Source organism: Sphingomonas kyeonggiensis, assembly GCF_030812785.1.
In the GTDB taxonomy this organism is placed as follows: Bacteria; Pseudomonadota; Alphaproteobacteria; order Sphingomonadales; family Sphingomonadaceae; genus Sphingomonas; species Sphingomonas kyeonggiensis_B.
The window spans coordinates 960,796-978,885 of record NZ_JAUSTJ010000003.1 but is presented as its reverse complement, the minus strand read 5'-3'; the positions used below and the strand labels follow the sequence as shown (position 1 = coordinate 978,885).

General features: G+C 65.9%; 13 protein-coding genes. All 13 read right to left on the bottom strand.

What is annotated here, in order from left to right; genetic code table 11:
- Positions 1-32: 32 nt before the first annotated feature.
- Complete coding sequence (locus J2W22_RS21930) at positions 33-1,082, bottom strand: glycoside hydrolase family 43 protein (RefSeq protein WP_307120401.1); 1,050 nt, start codon at positions 1,080-1,082, stop codon at positions 33-35.
- 174 nt (positions 1,083-1,256) lie between these two features.
- Positions 1,257-4,238: a TonB-dependent receptor gene (locus J2W22_RS21925; RefSeq protein WP_307120400.1), complete on the bottom strand. Its 2,982-nt coding sequence runs from the start codon at positions 4,236-4,238 to the stop codon at positions 1,257-1,259.
- 161 nt (positions 4,239-4,399) lie between these two features.
- Positions 4,400-6,394, bottom strand: coding sequence for a glycoside hydrolase family 2 protein (locus tag J2W22_RS21920; RefSeq protein WP_307120399.1), 1,995 nt, complete (start codon positions 6,392-6,394; stop codon positions 4,400-4,402).
- Positions 6,395-6,404: 10 nt separating this feature from the next.
- Positions 6,405-8,819, bottom strand: a complete 2,415-nt coding sequence (locus J2W22_RS21915) for a GH92 family glycosyl hydrolase (RefSeq protein ID WP_307120398.1) — start codon at positions 8,817-8,819, stop codon at positions 6,405-6,407.
- Positions 8,820-9,215: 396 nt separating this feature from the next.
- Positions 9,216-10,892, bottom strand: a complete 1,677-nt coding sequence (locus J2W22_RS21910) for a GMC family oxidoreductase (RefSeq protein ID WP_307120397.1) — start codon at positions 10,890-10,892, stop codon at positions 9,216-9,218.
- Between the two features lie 22 nt (positions 10,893-10,914).
- Positions 10,915-11,757 carry a sugar phosphate isomerase/epimerase family protein gene (locus tag J2W22_RS21905; protein ID WP_307120396.1) on the bottom strand — a complete coding sequence of 281 codons (843 nt, stop codon included), beginning with the start codon at positions 11,755-11,757 and terminating at the stop codon, positions 10,915-10,917.
- Complete coding sequence (locus tag J2W22_RS21900; protein WP_307120395.1) at positions 11,757-12,326, bottom strand: gluconate 2-dehydrogenase subunit 3 family protein; 570 nt, start codon at positions 12,324-12,326, stop codon at positions 11,757-11,759. The genes J2W22_RS21905 and J2W22_RS21900 overlap by 1 nt, the downstream gene beginning before the upstream one ends.
- Entirely contained in the window at positions 12,323-13,153 is an 831-nt protein-coding gene (locus J2W22_RS21895) for a 3-keto-disaccharide hydrolase (RefSeq protein WP_307120394.1), read from the bottom strand. Before J2W22_RS21895 ends, J2W22_RS21900 begins: the two co-directional genes overlap by 4 nt.
- Positions 13,150-14,088, bottom strand: coding sequence for a hydroxypyruvate isomerase family protein (locus J2W22_RS21890; protein WP_307120393.1), 939 nt, complete (start codon positions 14,086-14,088; stop codon positions 13,150-13,152). The genes J2W22_RS21895 and J2W22_RS21890 overlap by 4 nt, the downstream gene beginning before the upstream one ends.
- Positions 14,085-14,474 (bottom strand): c-type cytochrome, encoded by a 390-nt coding sequence (locus J2W22_RS21885; protein WP_307120392.1) that lies wholly within the window; start codon positions 14,472-14,474, stop codon positions 14,085-14,087. The genes J2W22_RS21890 and J2W22_RS21885 overlap by 4 nt, the downstream gene beginning before the upstream one ends.
- Positions 14,471-15,619 (bottom strand): Gfo/Idh/MocA family protein, encoded by a 1,149-nt coding sequence (locus J2W22_RS21880; protein WP_307120391.1) that lies wholly within the window; start codon positions 15,617-15,619, stop codon positions 14,471-14,473. The genes J2W22_RS21885 and J2W22_RS21880 overlap by 4 nt, the downstream gene beginning before the upstream one ends.
- A 34-nt stretch (positions 15,620-15,653) precedes the next feature.
- Positions 15,654-16,718 carry a sugar phosphate isomerase/epimerase family protein gene (locus J2W22_RS21875; RefSeq protein ID WP_307120390.1) on the bottom strand — a complete coding sequence of 355 codons (1,065 nt, stop codon included), beginning with the start codon at positions 16,716-16,718 and terminating at the stop codon, positions 15,654-15,656.
- A complete protein-coding gene (locus J2W22_RS21870) occupies positions 16,715-17,968 on the bottom strand; it encodes an MFS transporter (protein WP_307120389.1) in 1,254 nt (417 codons plus the stop codon). Before J2W22_RS21870 ends, J2W22_RS21875 begins: the two co-directional genes overlap by 4 nt.
- Positions 17,969-18,090 lie beyond the last annotated feature (122 nt).

Genomic DNA, 18,090 nt, shown 5'->3' with positions numbered 1-18,090 from the left:
CCCCTGCTCGATTTCGTAGTTGCGTGCGCCCGTCACCGCGCCTTGAACGGCCGCGGCGTCACACCTTCGTTCGTCATCACCACCGGCTTGATCGCGCCGTCAGCGGCGAATTCCATCCGGTCGATCGCCATCTCGCGATGCTCGCCCTTGTCGTTGCCCAGCGGGCGGCGATGATAGACGATGTACCAGTCGTCGGTACCCGGCACGTTGACCACCGAATGATGGCCCGCGCCGCGCGCGATCTTGAAGTCCTGCTGGAGGATCTTGCCCTTGGGCGTGAACGGCCCGAGCGCGGTCGGCCCCGTCGCATAGGCGACGCTATAGTCCGGGCCGGTCCAGCCGCCCTCCGACCACATCAGGTAATAGACGCCCTTGCGCTTGATCAGGAACGATCCCTCGACATAGCCGGGCGGCGTGATTTCCTTGTAGGTGCTGCCGTCCGCGAAGGGCACGACCGAGCGCAGGTCGTCGCTCAGCTGCACGACGTTGCAATGCTTCCAGCCGCCGTAGAACAGGTACACCTTGCCGTCGTCGTCGCGGTAGACGAACGGGTCGATCGGCTGCGCTCCATTGTGGAACTTGCCGATCAGCGGCTTGCCCAGCGCATCCTTGAACGGCCCGCCCGGCTTGTCCGAAACCGCCAGGCCGATGCCGCCGACCTCCGCATCGCTCTGGATGTCGTTGGCGCTGAAGAACATGTAGTAGCGCCCCTTGTGCTCGAGCACGGAGGGCGCCCAGATGGCATAGCCCGCCCAGGCGACATTCTCGACGTCGAGCACGTGGCGGTGCTTGGTCCAGTGGACCAGATCGGGTGACGAAAACGCATTAAAGAAGGTCTGCTGCACATAGGACGGACGCACCGTCTTCTGCTTGCGCAATTCCGTCTGGTGCGGCGTGAAGCGCTTGGTCACGTCGGGCGCGCCGTAATCGTCGGAATAGGTCGGGTAGATCCAGTATTTCCCGCCGAACACCCGGATCTCGGGATCGGCATACCAGCCCGGCACGATCGGGTTCTGCGCCCAGGCGATGCCCGCCCCCAGCATGGCGGTGACGGCGACGATGCCGGCCCGGATCTTGTTCACGCGACGGTCCCCTTTTCCATCCACCCCAGATTCATGTGCCGCCGGGTTCCGAAGAATCCGGCGGCTGCATGATTGTCGTTGTCGTCCTCGTCCCTGCTCCCGATCAAGGGGGTGGAGGTGGCCCGGGGGGAGGATGGGCCACCTCCTGAGTCAGGGGGCTGACTCATTCGATGATCAGAACTTGTACGCCAGACCCATGTAGAAGCGGCGGCCCGAATAGACGTTCGAGATGAAGCGGTCCTTCGTGTCGTTGCCCAGGTGCTGGCGCTGTTCCGACTTGGTCAGGTTGATGACCGAGCCGGTGATCTGGAAGTTCTTGAACACATCGACCGCGGCGTTGAGATCGACCTGCTCATACGGATCGTCATAGACGTTGAGGCCGGACGACAGGCCGCGCACCACTTCGCCGCGGCGATTGTACGAAGCGCGGACCAGCACCGGGCCATGCTCGTAGAAGATCGACGCATTGATCTGGGTCTTGGCGCTGCCGACCAGGGCCGATTCACCGAGCTTGGTGCCGTTCAGCGACACATCGGCCTGCGAGGTGTCGTTATAGGTGAAGTTCACCTGCGCGCCGAGGCCGAAGTCCAGCGTGTGCTGGGCATAGACCTCGACACCCTGCGACACCGCGCTCGTGCCATTGGCCTGGGTGGCGTACTGCTGGACCGTCACGGTCTGGCCAGCAACTTCCTGCGGAAGGTCGATCACCACCGGAACGATGAAGTCCTTCACGTCCTTGCGGAACAGGGTCGCGCCCAGCACCGAGCCGCGCTGGAAATACCACTCCACGCCGAAATCATACTGCCAGGCGTTGAACGGCTTCAGGTCGAAATTGCCGCCATTGCCGAACCAGCCGGCGCGGGCGCCGAACTGGGCACGGTCGAACACGAACGGATCCGAGTTGAAGGTCAGCGAGCGTGCGCCCGCCAGATCGCCATAGCCCGGCCGTGCAATGACCTTCGACGCCGCCGCACGCAGCAGCAGGTTCGGAGTCACGTCCCACGAGATGTTGAAGCTCGGCAGCACGTCCGTGTAGCTCTTGCCCTCCGAGTTCGGGCTGAACAAGCGGACCTGGCGCTGCGCCTCCGGGATCACCGTGCAGTTGCCGTCGGCGCCCACCGGCTTGTTCGGATCGAACGGGCCGCCCGGTCCATTGACGCAATATTCGTTCTCGTAGGTGATGCGATCGGTCGAGGTGCCGTCCTGCTTGGTGTTGACCACGCGCACGCCGATATTGCCGCGGATGTTGCTCGTCTTGAAGTTGAGCTGGCCGTAGCCGGCCCAGATCCGCTCCTTGATGTTGTAGATGTTCTGCGGCTCGGGCACGCGGACCGGACCGCTATAGGTCGCGTTCAGATAGTCGATATACTTGCGGATGTTGATCGCCGGGAAGGCCGTCGTCTCGAACCCGCCGGCGATGTTGCTGAGCGAGCCCGGGTAGAAGATCTCCGGCTTGGCCAGCGCGCCGCCCGGCGTATCCTGGAAGCGCAGCGTGTTCGCCGCGTCCGAATACCATTCGAAGCGGCCGGTCTCGCGGTGAACGCGGCCGTCGCGCCACTTCGCACCGAGCTGGATCGAGTCGAAGAACGGCGAGTCGAACTTCCGGGTCACGTCGACCTGCGCATAACGCTGCGAGATCGAGCTATTGGTGAAGCCCGAGCCGGTCGAGCCCAGATCGATCTGCGCCACGCCGTTCAGCATGTTCTGGATCACGTTGGGCGAGAACTGCATCGCGATCGACTGATCGGTGAAGTTCCAGGCGCTCAGCGCATTGCCGTTGACCGTGCCGTTGCGCGGCTTGGCCTGGGCGAAGAACTGGAACGACGGGCCGCCGGTTGCCTTGGTCTTGCCGAACACGAAGTCGACGTTGAGGTGGCCGACTTCCCAGTTGCCGCGCACGTCATAGGTGTTGGAGACGCTCTTCTCGCGGACATAGGTGTCCTGCGGCGCCGGCGTTTCCATCGTGCACATGTTGCCGGGAACGCGGCAACCGGTGCCCTCGGGCGGAACCTCGAACTTCGCTCCGGTAAGGATCGTGCCGCTCTCGTCGAACGTCGCGCCGGTGAAGAAATTGCCGAAGCCCCATTCGGGGATCTTGATCGTGCTGCGGGTATAGTCGCCGTTCAGCTGGAAGCGGAAATAATTGGCGGTGACCTCGAAATTGTCGAACGGCTTCATCTGCGCCGTCGCCTGGATGCCCAGCCGCTTGCGCTTCTGATCGGTGATCGTCTCGGCGACCGACTGGGGCGCCCAATAGCCGCTGTAATGCGTGCCGCCCTGCGTCGTCTGGCCGGCATTGTTGCCGCTGTTCCAATAGGAGATCGCGGAGTCATTGGCGAAGGGCTTGCCGTTGACGTCGACCGCGGGCTGGCTGGCCTTGCTGTCGGTCCACCACTGCCAGCTGTCGCCCGACGCGCTCAGCGAGCGGTTGGTGCGCACCTGATAGGTCGCACCGACCAGGAAGCCGAGCGTCTTGTCCTCATTGTGCCAGGAAAGCAGGCCCGAGACGTTCGGCTCGATCTTCTTGGTGACGTCGGCATAGGTACCCTCGACCGACACCGTGCCCGACCAGGGCTTGAGGTCGAAGGGCTTGCGGGTGTGGTTGATGATGACACCGCCCACACCGCCTTCGTCGAGGCGTGCTTCGGGCGACTTGAACACTTCCACGCTGCCGATCAGCGTCGAGGGCAGCAGCAGATAGTTGAACGAGCGCGAGGGATCGCCGCTGTCGGCCGAGGCGATGAAGTTGCCGTTGAGCTCGGTCAGCGTCAGGTCGGACGAGAGGCCGCGGATGCTCACCCGGCTGCCTTCGCCGCCGTCGCGGTCGATGATGATGCCCGGCACGCGCTGCAGCGAGTCCGCGACGTTCTTGTCGGGGAACTTGCCGATGTCCTCGGCCGTGATCACGTCGACAAAGGCGTTGGCCTCGCGCTTCTGGTTGAGGCTCTTCTCGATCGAGCCGCGATAGCCGGTGACGATGATGTCGCCGCTCTGGGCGCCCGCATCCTGCTGCGCCTGGCCGGCATCCTGCCCGGCCGGGGCCGCGTCCTGCGCCTGGGCGACACCGCCCATCATCATGGCGAAGCTCGCCGATGCGAGCAGCTGGCAGATCAGCCGGTTACGGCCAGCCAGTGGCGTTGGTGCGCGAAAAGTCATCCCCTATTTCCCTCTCCAAGTCGGGCCAGGGCTGGCCCGGTGTTATGCGCCCCGGCTATTCCCTTGAGGCGCTCCGAAATCATAATACTTAAATCAATTTGTCAATTGTATCCGGTTGCACTGGCCCCGTTATCCCGACCAGCTGTTGCACGTTTGCGCCCTTATGAGCCGCGCTTGCGCTTTCGGGGCGTCGGCGCGTCCTTCGGCGGAGCGGCCGGCTTTTCCCACAGCGGCGCCGCCATCCGGGCGAACGCCTCGGCCGGGGCCTTCGCGACGGCGCGGTCATAGGTGAGCAGCCCGTTGATCTCGCCCTCGACATCGGTGGTCTGGGTGTAGACCGACGCGCTCAGGCCGTTCTCCTTCGCCTGGCGCACCACTTCCTCGAACTTGCGGCGATAGCGGGCGAGATAGTCGCTGGAGTCGGTGGTGACCTGGTAGCTCCAGCGCTTGTCGTTGCGCCACAGATGCCCCTCGATCGGCCAGCCCACCCCGCCATATTCGCCGAGCACGATGGCGCGGTCGCTGTGGCGGGCCGGGGTGTGCGGCACGTCCTCATAGGTGTGGATGTCGAACACATCGGAATCGCGGCCGGCCACGTCGAGCCAGCCGCTGTCCGAATTGACCAGCCGGCTCGGATCCATGCCGCGCACGAACCTGGTGAGTGTGGCGGAGTCGTACTGCCCCCACCCCTCGTTGTTCACCACCCAGAGCACGATCGACGGGAAGGCGCGCAGATCGCCGATCATGTGCGACAGCTCGAACTGCTGCTGGGCCATCACCTCGGAGGACAGCACCGCCTGACTCTGGCTGGTGCCGGCGAGGAACTGGTCCTCACCGCCGCCCGAGGGCATGTCCTGCCAGATCAGCATGCCCATGCGATCGGCATCGTAATAATAGCGGTCCGGCTCGACCTTGATGTGCTTGCGGACCATGTTGAAGCCCGCCTTTTTCAGGAACTCCAGGTCGTAGCGCATCGCGGTTTCGGACGGCGGCGTCAGCAGCCCGTCCGGCCACCAGCCCTGGTCGAGCACGCCATTGTGGAAATAGGGCTTGTTGTTGAGCAGCAGCGCCGGCTGGCCATGGACCTTGCCCGGCCCGACCGAGACCTTGCGCATCGCGAAATAGGCCTTGGCGGTATCGCGCGCGGCGCCATCGACCTGCGCGGCGGCATAGGCCTGGCTCTCGCCGACGGTGAAGCGCGAGTCATAGGCGGCGCGGTCGCGCTCCTTCCGGTCCGCATAAGGATCGCGCACGGTCACCAGTTCGGCGACCAGGTCGTAGAGGAACGGGTCCTCGGGCGACCAGAGATGCGCGTCGGGGATGGCGATGCTTGCGTGGCGATTGGCGCGGATGATCGTGGAGCCGATCGTCTTGCCCTGCGAGCGCACGCTCAGGCGCACCGCGTCGGTGTCGCTCGCCCAGGCGGAGAGAGCGACATCGACTTCCACCGTGCCGCGATCCACGTCCGGCGTCGCCCGCACATCGGCGATGTGGAGCGCGGGCACCGGCTCGAGCCACACGGTCTGCCAGATGCCGCTGACCGGGGTGTACCAGATGCCGTCCGGGTTCAGCAGCTGCTTGCCGCGCGGCTGGCTGCCGGCGCTGGTCGGGTCGGCGACCTGCACCACCAGCTCGTTCGCGCCGGGCTTCAGATAGGGGGTGATGTCGAAACCGAAGCGGCTCGACCCGCCCTTGTGCGCGCCGACGATGGCGCCGTTGACCCAGACATGCGCCTCGAAATCGACCGCTCCGAAATTGAGCATCACATTCTGCCCGGCCCAGTCGGCGGGCACGGTGAAGCTGCGGCGGTACCAGATCCGGTCCTCGGGCTGCACCTTGCGCGCCACGCCCGACAGGCGGGATTCGACCGCGAAGGGGACGAGGATCTTGCCGTCCATCTGGGTCGGCTGCGGCATCGGCGCCGCGGCCTTCGTAATGGCATAGTCCCATTGGCCATTGAGGTTCAGCCACTTCGCGCGCTCGAGCTGCGGGCGCGGATAGCTGCGCCAGGCATTCTCGGGCGTCACCTCGCGGCCCCAGCGGGTGATCATGCCCCCGCCGGTATAGGTGGCATCCGCGCGGGGCGCGGGCGTCTGCTGGGCCAGCGCCTCGGTCGCCGCACCGGAGAGCAGCAGGGCGAGCATCAGGGTTCGCATCGTCAACTCCTCAGTGCCGGCTCAGCGAGGGCGGCGCATCGGCAGGGCTGCTGCCCCAGGCCGGATTGGGCTTCGGGCCCATGGTCAGTTCCAGCACCGCGCCGTTGGCGATGTCGGCGTGGCGGAACCAGGGTTTGGTCCAGCGCTTGCCGTTCAGCGTGGCGGACTGGATGTAGAGGTTCGTGGCCGAGTTGTTCTTCGCGACGATCTCGAACGTCTTGCCATTGCCCATCCTGAGCGCGGCGCGATCGAAGAGCGGGCTGCCCAGCACATAGACGTCGCTCGCCGGATCGACCGTGTAGAAGCCCATCGCGCTCAGCACATACCAGGACGAGGTCGCACCCTGGTCGTCCATGCCGGGATAGCCATAACCCGCAGCGTCACTGCCATAGAGGTCGCGCAGGATGCGGCGCGACAGTTCCTGCGTCTTCCAGGGCTGACCGCTCCACGCATAGAGATAGGGCGCCTGCTGGTCGGGCTGATTGCCCTGCACATATTGGCCAATCACGCCGGTGCAGTCGCGGCAGATGCCGGTGGGATTGTACGGCTTGGTGAAGAACTCATCGAGCTTGGCGTTGAACGCGGTGCGGCCGCCCAGCGCAGTGATCAGCCCCTGCACGTCCTGCGGCACCAGCCACAGGGTCGACCAGCCCGAGGCCTCCTTCATCATGTGGTTGTAGTAGGGCTCGACCGGATCGAAGGGCGTGAACCACTTGCCGTCCTCGGTCCTCCCGCGGACGAAACCGATCGAGCGGTCGAACACGTTGCGCCAGTTGCCCGCGCGCTTGCGGAACAGTGCGGCGTCCTGCGGCTTGCCCAGCCGATCGGCCATATCGGCGAGCGCGGCGTCGTCCCAGGCATATTCCAGCGTCTTTGCGGCGCCGGCCTTGCCGTCGGCATGGGGCGGGCTCGGGTTGCGGTCCGGAACAACGTCGGAGATCCAGCCACGCGCCATATATTCGTCGAGGAAATGGCGCGGCCCCTTGGGGTCCAGCGCGTTCTTGCGGAGATATTCGTACGCCGCCGCATAGTCGAACGGGATGCCGCGCCGCATCGCGCCGAGATAGAGGAACACCGCATTGTCACCGTGGAACGAGGTGTTCATGAACCCCCGCTCACGGGCCATGTCGAGCTCGGACTGCATCACGTCGCGGGTCAGCTCGGGCTCGAGCAGTTCGAGCAGCACGATCTGGTTGCGGCCGGTATCCCAGAAGGGCACCGGGCCGTAGCGATCATAGCTGGCGACCTGGGTCTTGCCGTTCGTATCGGTGAAATGCTCGCCCTTGCGCGCCACCAGCCGCGGGCTGGCGAAGGACTGGAACAGCGTCGAGTAGAACAGTATCCGCTGCTTCTCGGTGCCGCCGCTCACCTGGACGCGGTCGAGCAGCTTCGCCCATTCGGCACGAGCAGCACCGCGGATACGGTCGAAATTCCAGTCCGGGCTCTCCTCGCGCAGCCGCTTCGTGGCAGCTTCGTAGCTCGGACCATAGGCGATGCGGACCAGCACCTGCTCGCCGTCACGCGTCGTGAAATCGGCATAGCTGCCGGCGAACGCACCCTCGATCTGCCGGGTGTCCGGCTGCACGTCCTTGTCGCCGATACCATAGCCGCGGGCATTGCCCGGCGCCTTGCGGAAGGTGCCGAAGCGCTTGAACGGCTTTGAGAACTCCGCGACGAAATAGCTTCCGTCGCGCGCATCATTGTCGCGGTGCGCGCCGATGATGCCGCGCACCGTGCGATCGCCGACCACCTCGACCTGCCCGCCGCGTCCTTGAAGGTTCAGGATGACATGCGCGCGCTCAGTCGCCGGGAAGGTGAAGCGCATCAGCGACGTCGCCTGGGTCGCGGTCAGCTCGACCCTGGCCTTGAAGCTGTCGAGGAACACCGAATAATAGCCCGGCGCCGCGACTTCGTGCGCCTTGTCGTAATAAGCCTCGGTATAGACCGGCGGCACTGTCCAGTCGCCGACGATCGGCATCAGCATCGGCGTGGCACGCGCGCCGTAAGTGGGACCACCGCCGCCGGTGAAGCCGATCATCGTGGGATTGGTGTAATAATAGGGGGTAGCAACGCCCCAGGGATAGCTGAGCTCGACGTTCGAATTGACCGGCGCGGCCTCGACCGCGCTGTGCGGCAGACGGGCACCGGGCGAGGTCAGGCCCGAATAGAGCGGCTCGCCCGCAGGCGGTGCGTTGCCGATGAACTCAGGCTTGTCGAGCGGGGCCGTGCCGACCAGCGGATTGGCGATATCGACGGGCGCACGCGCCTCGTCCCCGCTACCGGCAGTCTGCGCAATGCCCGATGCGATGCCCAGCAACGACGTAGCGCCGGCCAGCGCAACGAAGCGCGCGACGCGACTACGCGCAACAATACCGATCCCGCGGCGACACGCGCGATCCTTGGGCCGCAGGTTGGAAAACCCCATTCACCCTCTCCAATCGAGCGGTCCGCGCCGCTCATTTTCCCGTGCCGCCTTATCCGGCGGTCATGAGTCGCGATGTTGATTAAATAAATCATTTTGTCAAATGAACTCACGCATTCGAGGGCGTCCGAAAGGCGCAGAATCGTCCACCCGAACCGATTCCCCTGATAAATCAGATTGATGCTGGATCTTGCTGCAACTCGCGGATTCTTCTGGCTTTGACCAGCTGCCCTTCAAATCGGATGGGCATTGGAGCGTTCGTCGGACGCGCGGATTCGCCGCCACCGATCTGGCGCACTAAAACAAACGTGCCGGCCCGCCATGAAAGCGTACCGGCACGGAAAGCCATTAGACCGGCAGGCCTCTCCCTGCCGCCTTGTCAGGCCTAAAGGAGCAGCGTCATCCGCTCGCGAGCTGCTTGACCGCGTGATCGGCCGCTCGGGCTGTCAGGGCCATGAAGGTGAGTGACGGGTTTACGCAGGATACGGATGCCATCTGTGCGCCGTCGGTTACGTAGAGATTCGTGGCGTCATGCGCCTGGCTCCACTTGTTCAGGACCGAGGAACGGGGATCGGCGCCCATGCGCGCGCCGCCCATCTCGTGGATGGCGTCGCCGGGGACGTGCTCGTCCTCATAGCTCTTGACGTTGGTCAGTCCCGCCGCCTTGAGCATCGCCTCGCCCTGCGCCCGCGCGTCCGCCATCATCCGCAGTTCGTTCTCGCGGAAGCGGACGTCGAAGCGCATCAGCGGCACCCCGAAGCGGTCGACCTTGTCGGCATGCAGCGACACCCGATTGTCCTCATAGGGCAGGCATTCGCCGAACGCGCCCATGCCGAACTTCCAGCCGCTGTACTTGCGCATCCCATGCTTCATCGACGCGCCGAAGCCCACCGGCGGCGCCGGCTCGCGCCGCGCGCTGCCCTGATAGCCATAGCCGCGCTTGAAGCCGACACCTTCGTCCCCGCCATTGTTGCGGAAGCGCGGGATGTAGACGCCGCCGGGCCGGCGGCCATATTCGATATATTCCTCCATCCCCGGGATGTCGCCGTCGATCGACACCCGGAAGATGTGATCCATCACATATTTGCCGAGCGTGCCGCTGCTGTCGAAATGGCTGCGACCGCTGCCCGCGGGCCGCGAGTTGAGCAGGATCTGGTTCGACGCCATCGCCGAGGCGCAGAGGAAGACCAGCCCGGCATTGACCACTTCCGCCTGCCCGGTCTTCGCATCGATGAACCGCACCCCGGTGACGCGCTTCTTCGCCGCGTCATATTCGAGGTTGGTCACCACCGCGTCGGCGCGCAGCGTCAGTCGTCCGGTCGCCCGCGCGGCCGGCAGCGTCACCGCCTGGGTCGAGAAATAGGCGCCGAACGAGCAGCCATTGCCGCACTGGTTGCGGAACTGGCACTTGGTGCGGTTCTGATCGGGCTTGTCCTCGGTCATGTTGGACAGGCGCGTGTTGATCAGCTTGCGGCCGGGGAACTCGGTCTCGAGCCGCTGCTTGAGCCACTTCTCCGCGATGTTCATCGGCATCGGCGGCTGGAATTCGCTGTCCGGCAGGTAGGGCAAGTTCTCGCGCGAGCCCGACACGCCGATATATTTCTCGACATAGCTGTACCAGGGCGCGAGGTCGTCATAGCGGATCGGCCAGTCGCCATCGATCCCGTCGCGCTTGTTCGCCTCGAAATCGGCCGGGCTCCAGCGGAAGCTCCACCGCCCCCAGATCAGCGACTTGCCGCCGACCGCGCCAGGCCGGATCCAGTAGAATTTGCTGCCCTCGTCAAAGGCATAGGGGTTGAGCCGGTCGTCATTGTAGAAGGCGCGGTTGCTCGGCTGGACATAGCCGTGCTTGGCGATGAAATAGTCGCTCTCGCGCAGGCCCGCCGGCATCATGTTGCGCGCCGGGATCTCGTAGGCGGGCTTCCCGTCATAGGTATAGCCCTCGCCATGCTCGACCATCACGCCGCGATCGAGCATGAGGACGCGCAGGCCCTTTTCGGTGAGCTCCTTGGCAGCGAACCCGCCACTTACGCCGGAGCCGATGACGATCGCATCGAACCTGTTGGTCGAAGCCATGTTCTTCCCTCCCGAAAACTGATCAGAAACGCAGCGCGCGCAGCGTCTGGAAGCTGGTGGTGATGTCGGGCAGATAAGGCGCCGGCGCCTGGTCGTTCTCGACATAGAAGTGGCGGACGCCCGCACTGCCCTTGCGCTTGAACAGCGCGGCAAAGTCGATCGTCCCCTGCCCCACCGCGGCCATGCTGCGATCGGCGCGCATGTCCTTGACGTGATAGGCGTAGAGCCGCTTCGACAGGCGATCGATCAGCGCGCCGGGATCCTCGCCGGCATGCGCCGCCCAGTAGAGATCAAGCTCGACCTTCACCAGCGCGGGATCGGTCTCCTTGAGGAACCGCTCGTAGAGGCTGACGCCGCCCGGCTTCAGGGTGAACTCGAAATCATGGTTGTGATAGGCGAAGCCGAGCCCGGCCTTCTTCAGGTCCCTGGCGAAGCGGTTGAAGTTCGGCAGCGCCGCGTTCCAGCCCTGCTCGGTGCGGTGCTCGTCGGTCATGTAGGGCAGCACCACCGTATCGGCGCCGAGCGTCTTCGCCATCGTCACCGACTTGTCGAACTGGCCGAGCAGCGCGTCATAGCCGATGTGCAGCGACGGCGACTTGAGGCCGAGCCGGTCCATCGTCTTGCGCAGCAGCGCAGGATCCATGGCGTCATAGCCGCCCCCGCCGAACTCGACCTCGCGATAGCCGATCCGCGCGATCTGCTCGAGCGTGCCGACCGGGTCCTTCTGGAAGATGTCGCGGACCGTGTAGAGCTGGATGCCGATCGCCCCCAGCTGCGCGGCGAAGGCCGGCGCGATCGCGAGGTCGGCAAGGGAAAGCGCGGCGACGCCGCCCGCGCCGGCGAGCAGGTTTCTACGGCTGATCATCATGCGGAATACACCTTGTTGACCTGGGAATAGAGGAACTCGCCGTTATACTCGCCCGGCACCGGCAGATATTCGCGCTCCTGCGTGATGCCGATCTCGGACGTGTAGTAGCCGGCGAGGACGAGCTGGCGGAACGCCTCGAAGAACACGCCGCCCGAGGGCAGCTTGTCGTTCATCGCGAGCGTGAGCAGCGCATCCTGCTGCTCCGGGGTCGCCTGCGCGGCGGACACCTTATAGTCCTGCTGGCTGCGCGCCTCGATCGCATCGAGCCCGGCGAGGATCGGCACCCGGTCCGTCGGCCGCGCCCAATCGGCCAGCATCTTCTCGATAAAGGCCGGCACGCCCGCGGCGATCGCACCCGGCGTGTCGGTGGTCGGCAGGACGCGTTCGCTGAGCGCGGTCATCAGCGCGCGCTGGGCCGGGTTGAACACCGCCACGCTCGGCGGCCCCTCGCTGATCACCGGGATGCCCGATGCCTTGCCCGCCTGGGCGGCACGGGCGAGCGGCGCGAAGGCCGCCGCGCCGAACATGCCGACGACGCCGGCAAGCGCAGTTCTGCGATCGATCACTTGGCGTCTCCCGGAAGGTCCTGCGCGATCGCCGCCTCGGGCAGCGGGCGCACCCAGATGTTGCGGAACGAAACCGGCGAGCCATGGTCCTGCAGCTGCAGCGGCGCGGCATCGCCATGCGCCTGGTAGCTGGCGACCTTGCGCCAGATCGTGGTGCCGAGCAGCGCCTGATGGTTCTGCACCAGTACCCCGTTCAGGAACGCAGTGACATAGGCGGGGCGCAGCAGCTTGCCATCCGCCGCAAAGCGCGGCCGCTCGAAGACGATGTCATAGCTCTGCCACTCGCCCGGCTTGCGCGCGGCGTTCACCAGCGGCGGCTTCCAGCCATAGACGGCGCCGACCGTACCGTCCGCATAGGTCGGGTTCCGATAGCCGTCGAGGACCTGCACTTCGTAGCGCTGCATGAACCAGACGCCGCTGTTGCCGCGGTCCTGGGACGTGCCCTTGGGCGGATTGGGCGAGCGGAACTCGAGGTGGAGCTGGACGTCGCCGAAGCTCTGCTTCGAAACGAGATTGCTCTCCTTGGCACCCTGCGCGCGCGCCGGCACGGTCATCACGCCGCCCGCCACCTGCCAGGGCGCGGTCTCGGCCTGCCAGGCATCGGGCGCGAGCACGATCGCGTCGGAAGGCGCGCCGCCCGGTGCCGCGGCCGGCGTGGCCACCGTCGGTGCGGGCCGGTCGGCATCATGGACCAGCCATTTGCCACCGGGCAGCTGCGGGGTGTCCTTGAAGCCCGGCTTCTCCTGCGCGTCCTGTGCGCAGGCCAGCGCCCCCGTAACCGCGATCAGGCCGGCGGCAGCATATCCCGCCATGCGCATGCGCGTCATAGTCCCTCTCCCTGTGAATCGATCTTGCGATAGGCGGCGATCAGGCGATCCTCGCCGGCGCGGCCCTTCACCGAATTGCCATGCTCCATGCCGATCACCCCGTCATAGCGCCGCGCGCGGAGCCAGCGGACGATCGAGGCATAGTTGATCTCGCCGGTGCCGGGCTCGTTGCGGCCCGGATTGTCGCCGAACTGGATATAGCCGACCTCGCTCCAGCACATCTCCAGCGCGGGGATCAGGTTCCCCGACTGGATCTGCTCGTGATAGAGATCGGCCAGGATCTTCACCGCGGGGCTGTTCACCCCGCGCGCAACGGCGAAGCCCTGCGCGATCGTCTGCATGTACACGCCCGGATGGTTGGTCCGCGTGTTGAGCGGCTCCATCACCATCGCGATCCCGTGCGGGGCGACGATGTCACCCGCCTTGCGCATCACGTCGATGACGCGCGCGGTCTGGATGTCGAGCGGCACCTTCTGGTCGAGGAAGCCGGTCACCACCGTCATGCGCGTGGCGTTGAGCCGCTTGGCGACCTCGATCGAGGTGCGGATATCGGCGAGGAACGCCTCGCGCTCGGCATCGTCATTGCCGCCGAGCAGCGGCCGCGACTGCGCCCATTTCGGCATGCTGGCGACGAACACGCCCATCTTCATGCCGCGCTGGGCGAAGGCCTTGGCCATCTTCTCCTGATCGGCGACCGGACGGCTGCGCGCCTCATTGTCCTCCCAGGCGGTGAAGCCCTGGTCGGCGGCATAGGCGATCTGCTCGAACAGGCCGCCGCGGCTGGCGAAGCTGCCCTCGTGCGGGGCATAGCCGAGCGAGAAGCGCGCGGCGTTCGAGCCCTGCTTGCTCGAGCTCCCGGTCATCGCCATCGCCGACGAGGCAGCACCCGCCGCGCCCGCAGCGAGCACCGTCCTGCGCGTGACCGCGCCGGTCACTTGCCGCTTCCTGCCTTGAGATAGGCGATGATCGCGGCGCGCTTGGCCGGATCGGGCATGCCGATCGGCATCCGCGATCCGGGGACCTTCTTGCCCGGCGCCGCGAGATACTCGCTGAGCGTCGCCTCGTCCCAGCGCAGCTTCGAGGCTTTCATCGCCGGCGAATAGTTGAAGCCCGGCGTCGTACCGGCGGTCCGACCGACCACGCCATAAAGATTGGGCCCGACGCCGTTCTTGCCGCCCTTGTCGACGGTATGGCAGGCGCGACAGGCATTGAATGCCGGCGGCGGCGTGGGGGCCGCGGTTTGCGCGACGGTGGGTACGCTGGCGAAGACCTGCGCCGCCGCAGCGACGCTCAACGCGCCCAGGCACACGAGAAGCCTCATTCTTTCTCTCCCGGATCAATCATTGTCCATTTCGCGTCCGACGCCGCATTGGCGACGACGGCCTCGATGAAACGCATGGTTCGAAGTCCATCGGCGACGCCGGGAAACCAGCGGTCGCCACCGCCGCGGATCGCCGTGGCAAAGGCACGATAAAGGTTGGCAAAGGCCTCGATATAGCCCTCGGGATGGCCCGATGGGGTGCGCTGAAGCCTCGCCGCGCTGTCCTGAAGGCCCGGCCCGCCGGCACGCAGTATCTCGGCCGGCCGGTCGAGCCAGCGCAGGATGAGCGTGTTCGGCTCCATCTGCGCCCATTCCAGCCCGCCGCGCTCGCCATGGATGCGCAGCTTGAGGCCATTCTCCTCGCCCGCCGCGACCTGGCTGGCCTTGAGCGTGCCGCGCGCACCGCCGGCGAAGCGCAGCAGCGCGCTGACATCGTCGTCGAGCCGGCGGCCCGCCACATAGGTGGTCAGTTCAGCGGACACCGAGTCCACCCGCAGCCCGGAAACATGCTCGGCAAGCTGGAAGGCGTGCGTCCCGATATCGCCCAGGCACCCGCCGATCCCGGCGCGCGCGGGATCGGTGCGCCATTCGGCCTGCTTGTTGCCGCCCTTGTCGATCGGCAGGCTGAGCCAACCCTGGAGATACTCGACCTGGACGAGCCGGATCGCGCCCAGGTCGCCGCGCGCGATCCGCGCCCGTGCCTCCTCGACCAGCGGATAGCCGCTATAGGTGAAGGCGAGCGCGAAATGCTTGCCGCTCGCCCGCGCCGCCTCGGCGATCGCCTGAGCCTCGGCGACGCTCATCGCCATCGGCTTTTCGCAGAAAACGTGGAAGCCGGCATTCAGCGCGGCGATCGCCATTGGCGCGTGGAGATGGTTGGGGGTCACGATCGCCAGCGCATCGATGCGCTCGCTCTCGGGCAGTTGCCGTTCGCCGGCGATCATCGCATCGAGCGAGGCATAGACGCGCTGCGGCGCCAGGCCAAGCGCCTCGCCAGTCCGCTGGTTGCGGCCCGCATCGGTGCTGAACGCCCCGGCCGCCAGCCGCCAGTCGCCGTCCAGCGCCGCGGCCATGCGGTGGACCGCGCCGATAAAGGCACCCTCCCCACCGCCAACCATGCCGAGCCGAAGCGCGTGTCGAACCATGGAACGCCTATTCCCTAAACCGACGAGTTCGAGTTCAGTCCTGCTGCGGCGAAAGCCCCAGCAGCGCGCGGATCGCCGCCCGATCGACACCGCTCGCGGCGAAGTCGTCAAAGGGGCGTTCGGTCACGCGGATGATGTGATCGCGGATGAACGGTGCGCCTTCGCGAGCACCGTCCTCGGACCGCTTGAGCGCGCACTCCCATTCGAGCACCGCCCAGCCGCCATAGCCATATTGGGCGAACTTGCTGAAGATGCCGACGAAATCGACCTGGCCGTCGCCCAGCGAGCGGAAGCGCCCGGCGCGGTTCACCCAGCTCTCATAGCCGCCATAGACGCCGGTCCGTCCGGTCGGGTTGAACTCGGCATCCTTGACGTGGAAGCACGAGATCCGGTCGTGATAGCGGTCGATGAAGTCGAGATAGTCGAGCTGCTGCAGCACATAGTGTGACGGGTCGAACAAGATGCGTGCGCGGGGGTGGTTGCCGACCGCCTCGAGGAACCGCTCCCAAGTCGCGCCGTCATGGATGTCCTCGCCCGGATGGATCTCATAGGCGCAGTCGACGCCCGCTTCCTCGAACACGTCGAGGATCGGGATCCAGCGGCGCGCGAGCTCGGCGAACGCCTCCTCGACCAACCCCGCCGGCCGCTGCGGCCAGGGATAGACATAGGGCCAGGCGAGCGCGCCCGAGAAGGTCGCATGCGCGTTCAGCCCGAGATTGGCGCTTGCCCTGGCGGCGAGCTTGACCTGCTCCACCGCCCAGGCCTGGCGCTCGGCCGGCTTGCCGTGCAGCTCGGGCGGGGCGAAGCCGTCGAACAGCTGGTCATAGGCCGGATGCACCGCGACGAGCTGGCCCTGGAGATGGGTCGAGAGCTCGGTCGGCTCGACGCCGAACTTGGCGAGCCGGCCGCGCAGATCGTCGCAATAGGCCTTGCTCTCGGCGGCGAGCTTCAGGTCGATCAGCCGCGGATCGCAGGGGATCTGGACGCCGACATAGCCGAGCTCGCCGGCCCATTTCGCCAGCCCGTCCAGCGTGTCGAACGGCGCGGCGTCGCCCAGGAACTGGGCGAGGAAGATCGCGGGTCCCTTCATCGCCTTCATGCTGCGGCCTCCGTCCGGCTGTCGTCGCGGAAGAGAAGCTGGAACAGGATCGCGATGACCGCGGCCGCGATCGCCGGGTACCACCACATCTGGTGCCAGTCGGCGATGGTCGAGGCCTGGGGCAGCTGCGCGTAGAGCAGCCCGCCGATCTGCGAGCCGAGCAGCATGCCGACGCCATAGGTGAACAGGGTCAGCATGCCCTGCGCCTGGGCGTTGACGCCCTTTGGCGAGGCGATGGTACCGGTATAGATCGCCCCGGCGACGAAGAAGAAGTCGTAGCACACGCCGTGCAGCGCCACGCCGAGATAGATCGCCCAGAGCGAGCTCCCGCCGTCGCCGATCGCGAACAGCGCATAGCGTAGCGCCCAGGCGATCATGCCGACCAGCAGCAGCGGCTTCACCCCGAAGCGGCGGTACAGCCAGGGCATGGAGAACATGAACAGCAGCTCGGACATCTGCCCGATCGCCATGGTGCCGCTGACATTCTCGATGCCCGCCACGCCGAGATAGGCCGAGGCATAGGCATAGTACATCGCCAGCGGGACCGAGATCAGCGTCGCTGCCAGGATGAAGATCAGATAGGAGCGCTGCCGCATCAGGCCGAACGCCTCGACGCACAGCACCTGGCGGACCAGGCTCTCGTCGCGTGGCGCGTCGGGCGCGACATTGGGAAGGGTCAGGCTGTAGAGGCCGAGCGCGATCGAGACGATTGCGGCGACGCGGAAGATCTCCGGGCTCGCCGACAGGCCGACCCAGCCGATGATCAGGCCCGCGACGATCCAGCCCAGCGTGCCGAATGCGCGGACGAAGGGGAAGCGGTCGGTCCGCTCGCCAAAGCTCTTCAGCGCGATCGTGTTCGCCAGGCCGACTGTCGGCATGTAGAGGATCATGTAGCCGAGCAGGACCCAGACGAAGGTGGTGCCATTCTCGGGCGTCACCAGCGCCGGCATCACCAGCAGGATCGCGCCGCCGACCAGGTGCAGGATCACCATCAGCGCCTTGGGGCTCAGATAGCGGGTCGCCGCCATGCCGAGCAGGAAGGAACCGGCGATCGAGGCGATCGGGCCGACCGAGAATGCGTTTGCGATCAGGCTGCCGATGCCGACGGTCTGCATGACCAGACCGAGCGTGACGTTCCACGCGCCCCAGACGAAGAACTGCATGAACATGAGCGCGCTGAGGCGTCCCATGAGCATTCCCGATACCGGACGCTGCGATGCCGCGAGCGCATCCTTGCCCAAAGTGGCCATGAAGCCCCTCTCCCTTTTCCGCTGCAGTTTTCCTGCTTGCCGGGACTCAGGCTAGGTCGGATAAATATGGATGTAAAGGATTACATTGTTGCGTATCGACAAATGGAGCGAACAAGCGGCAT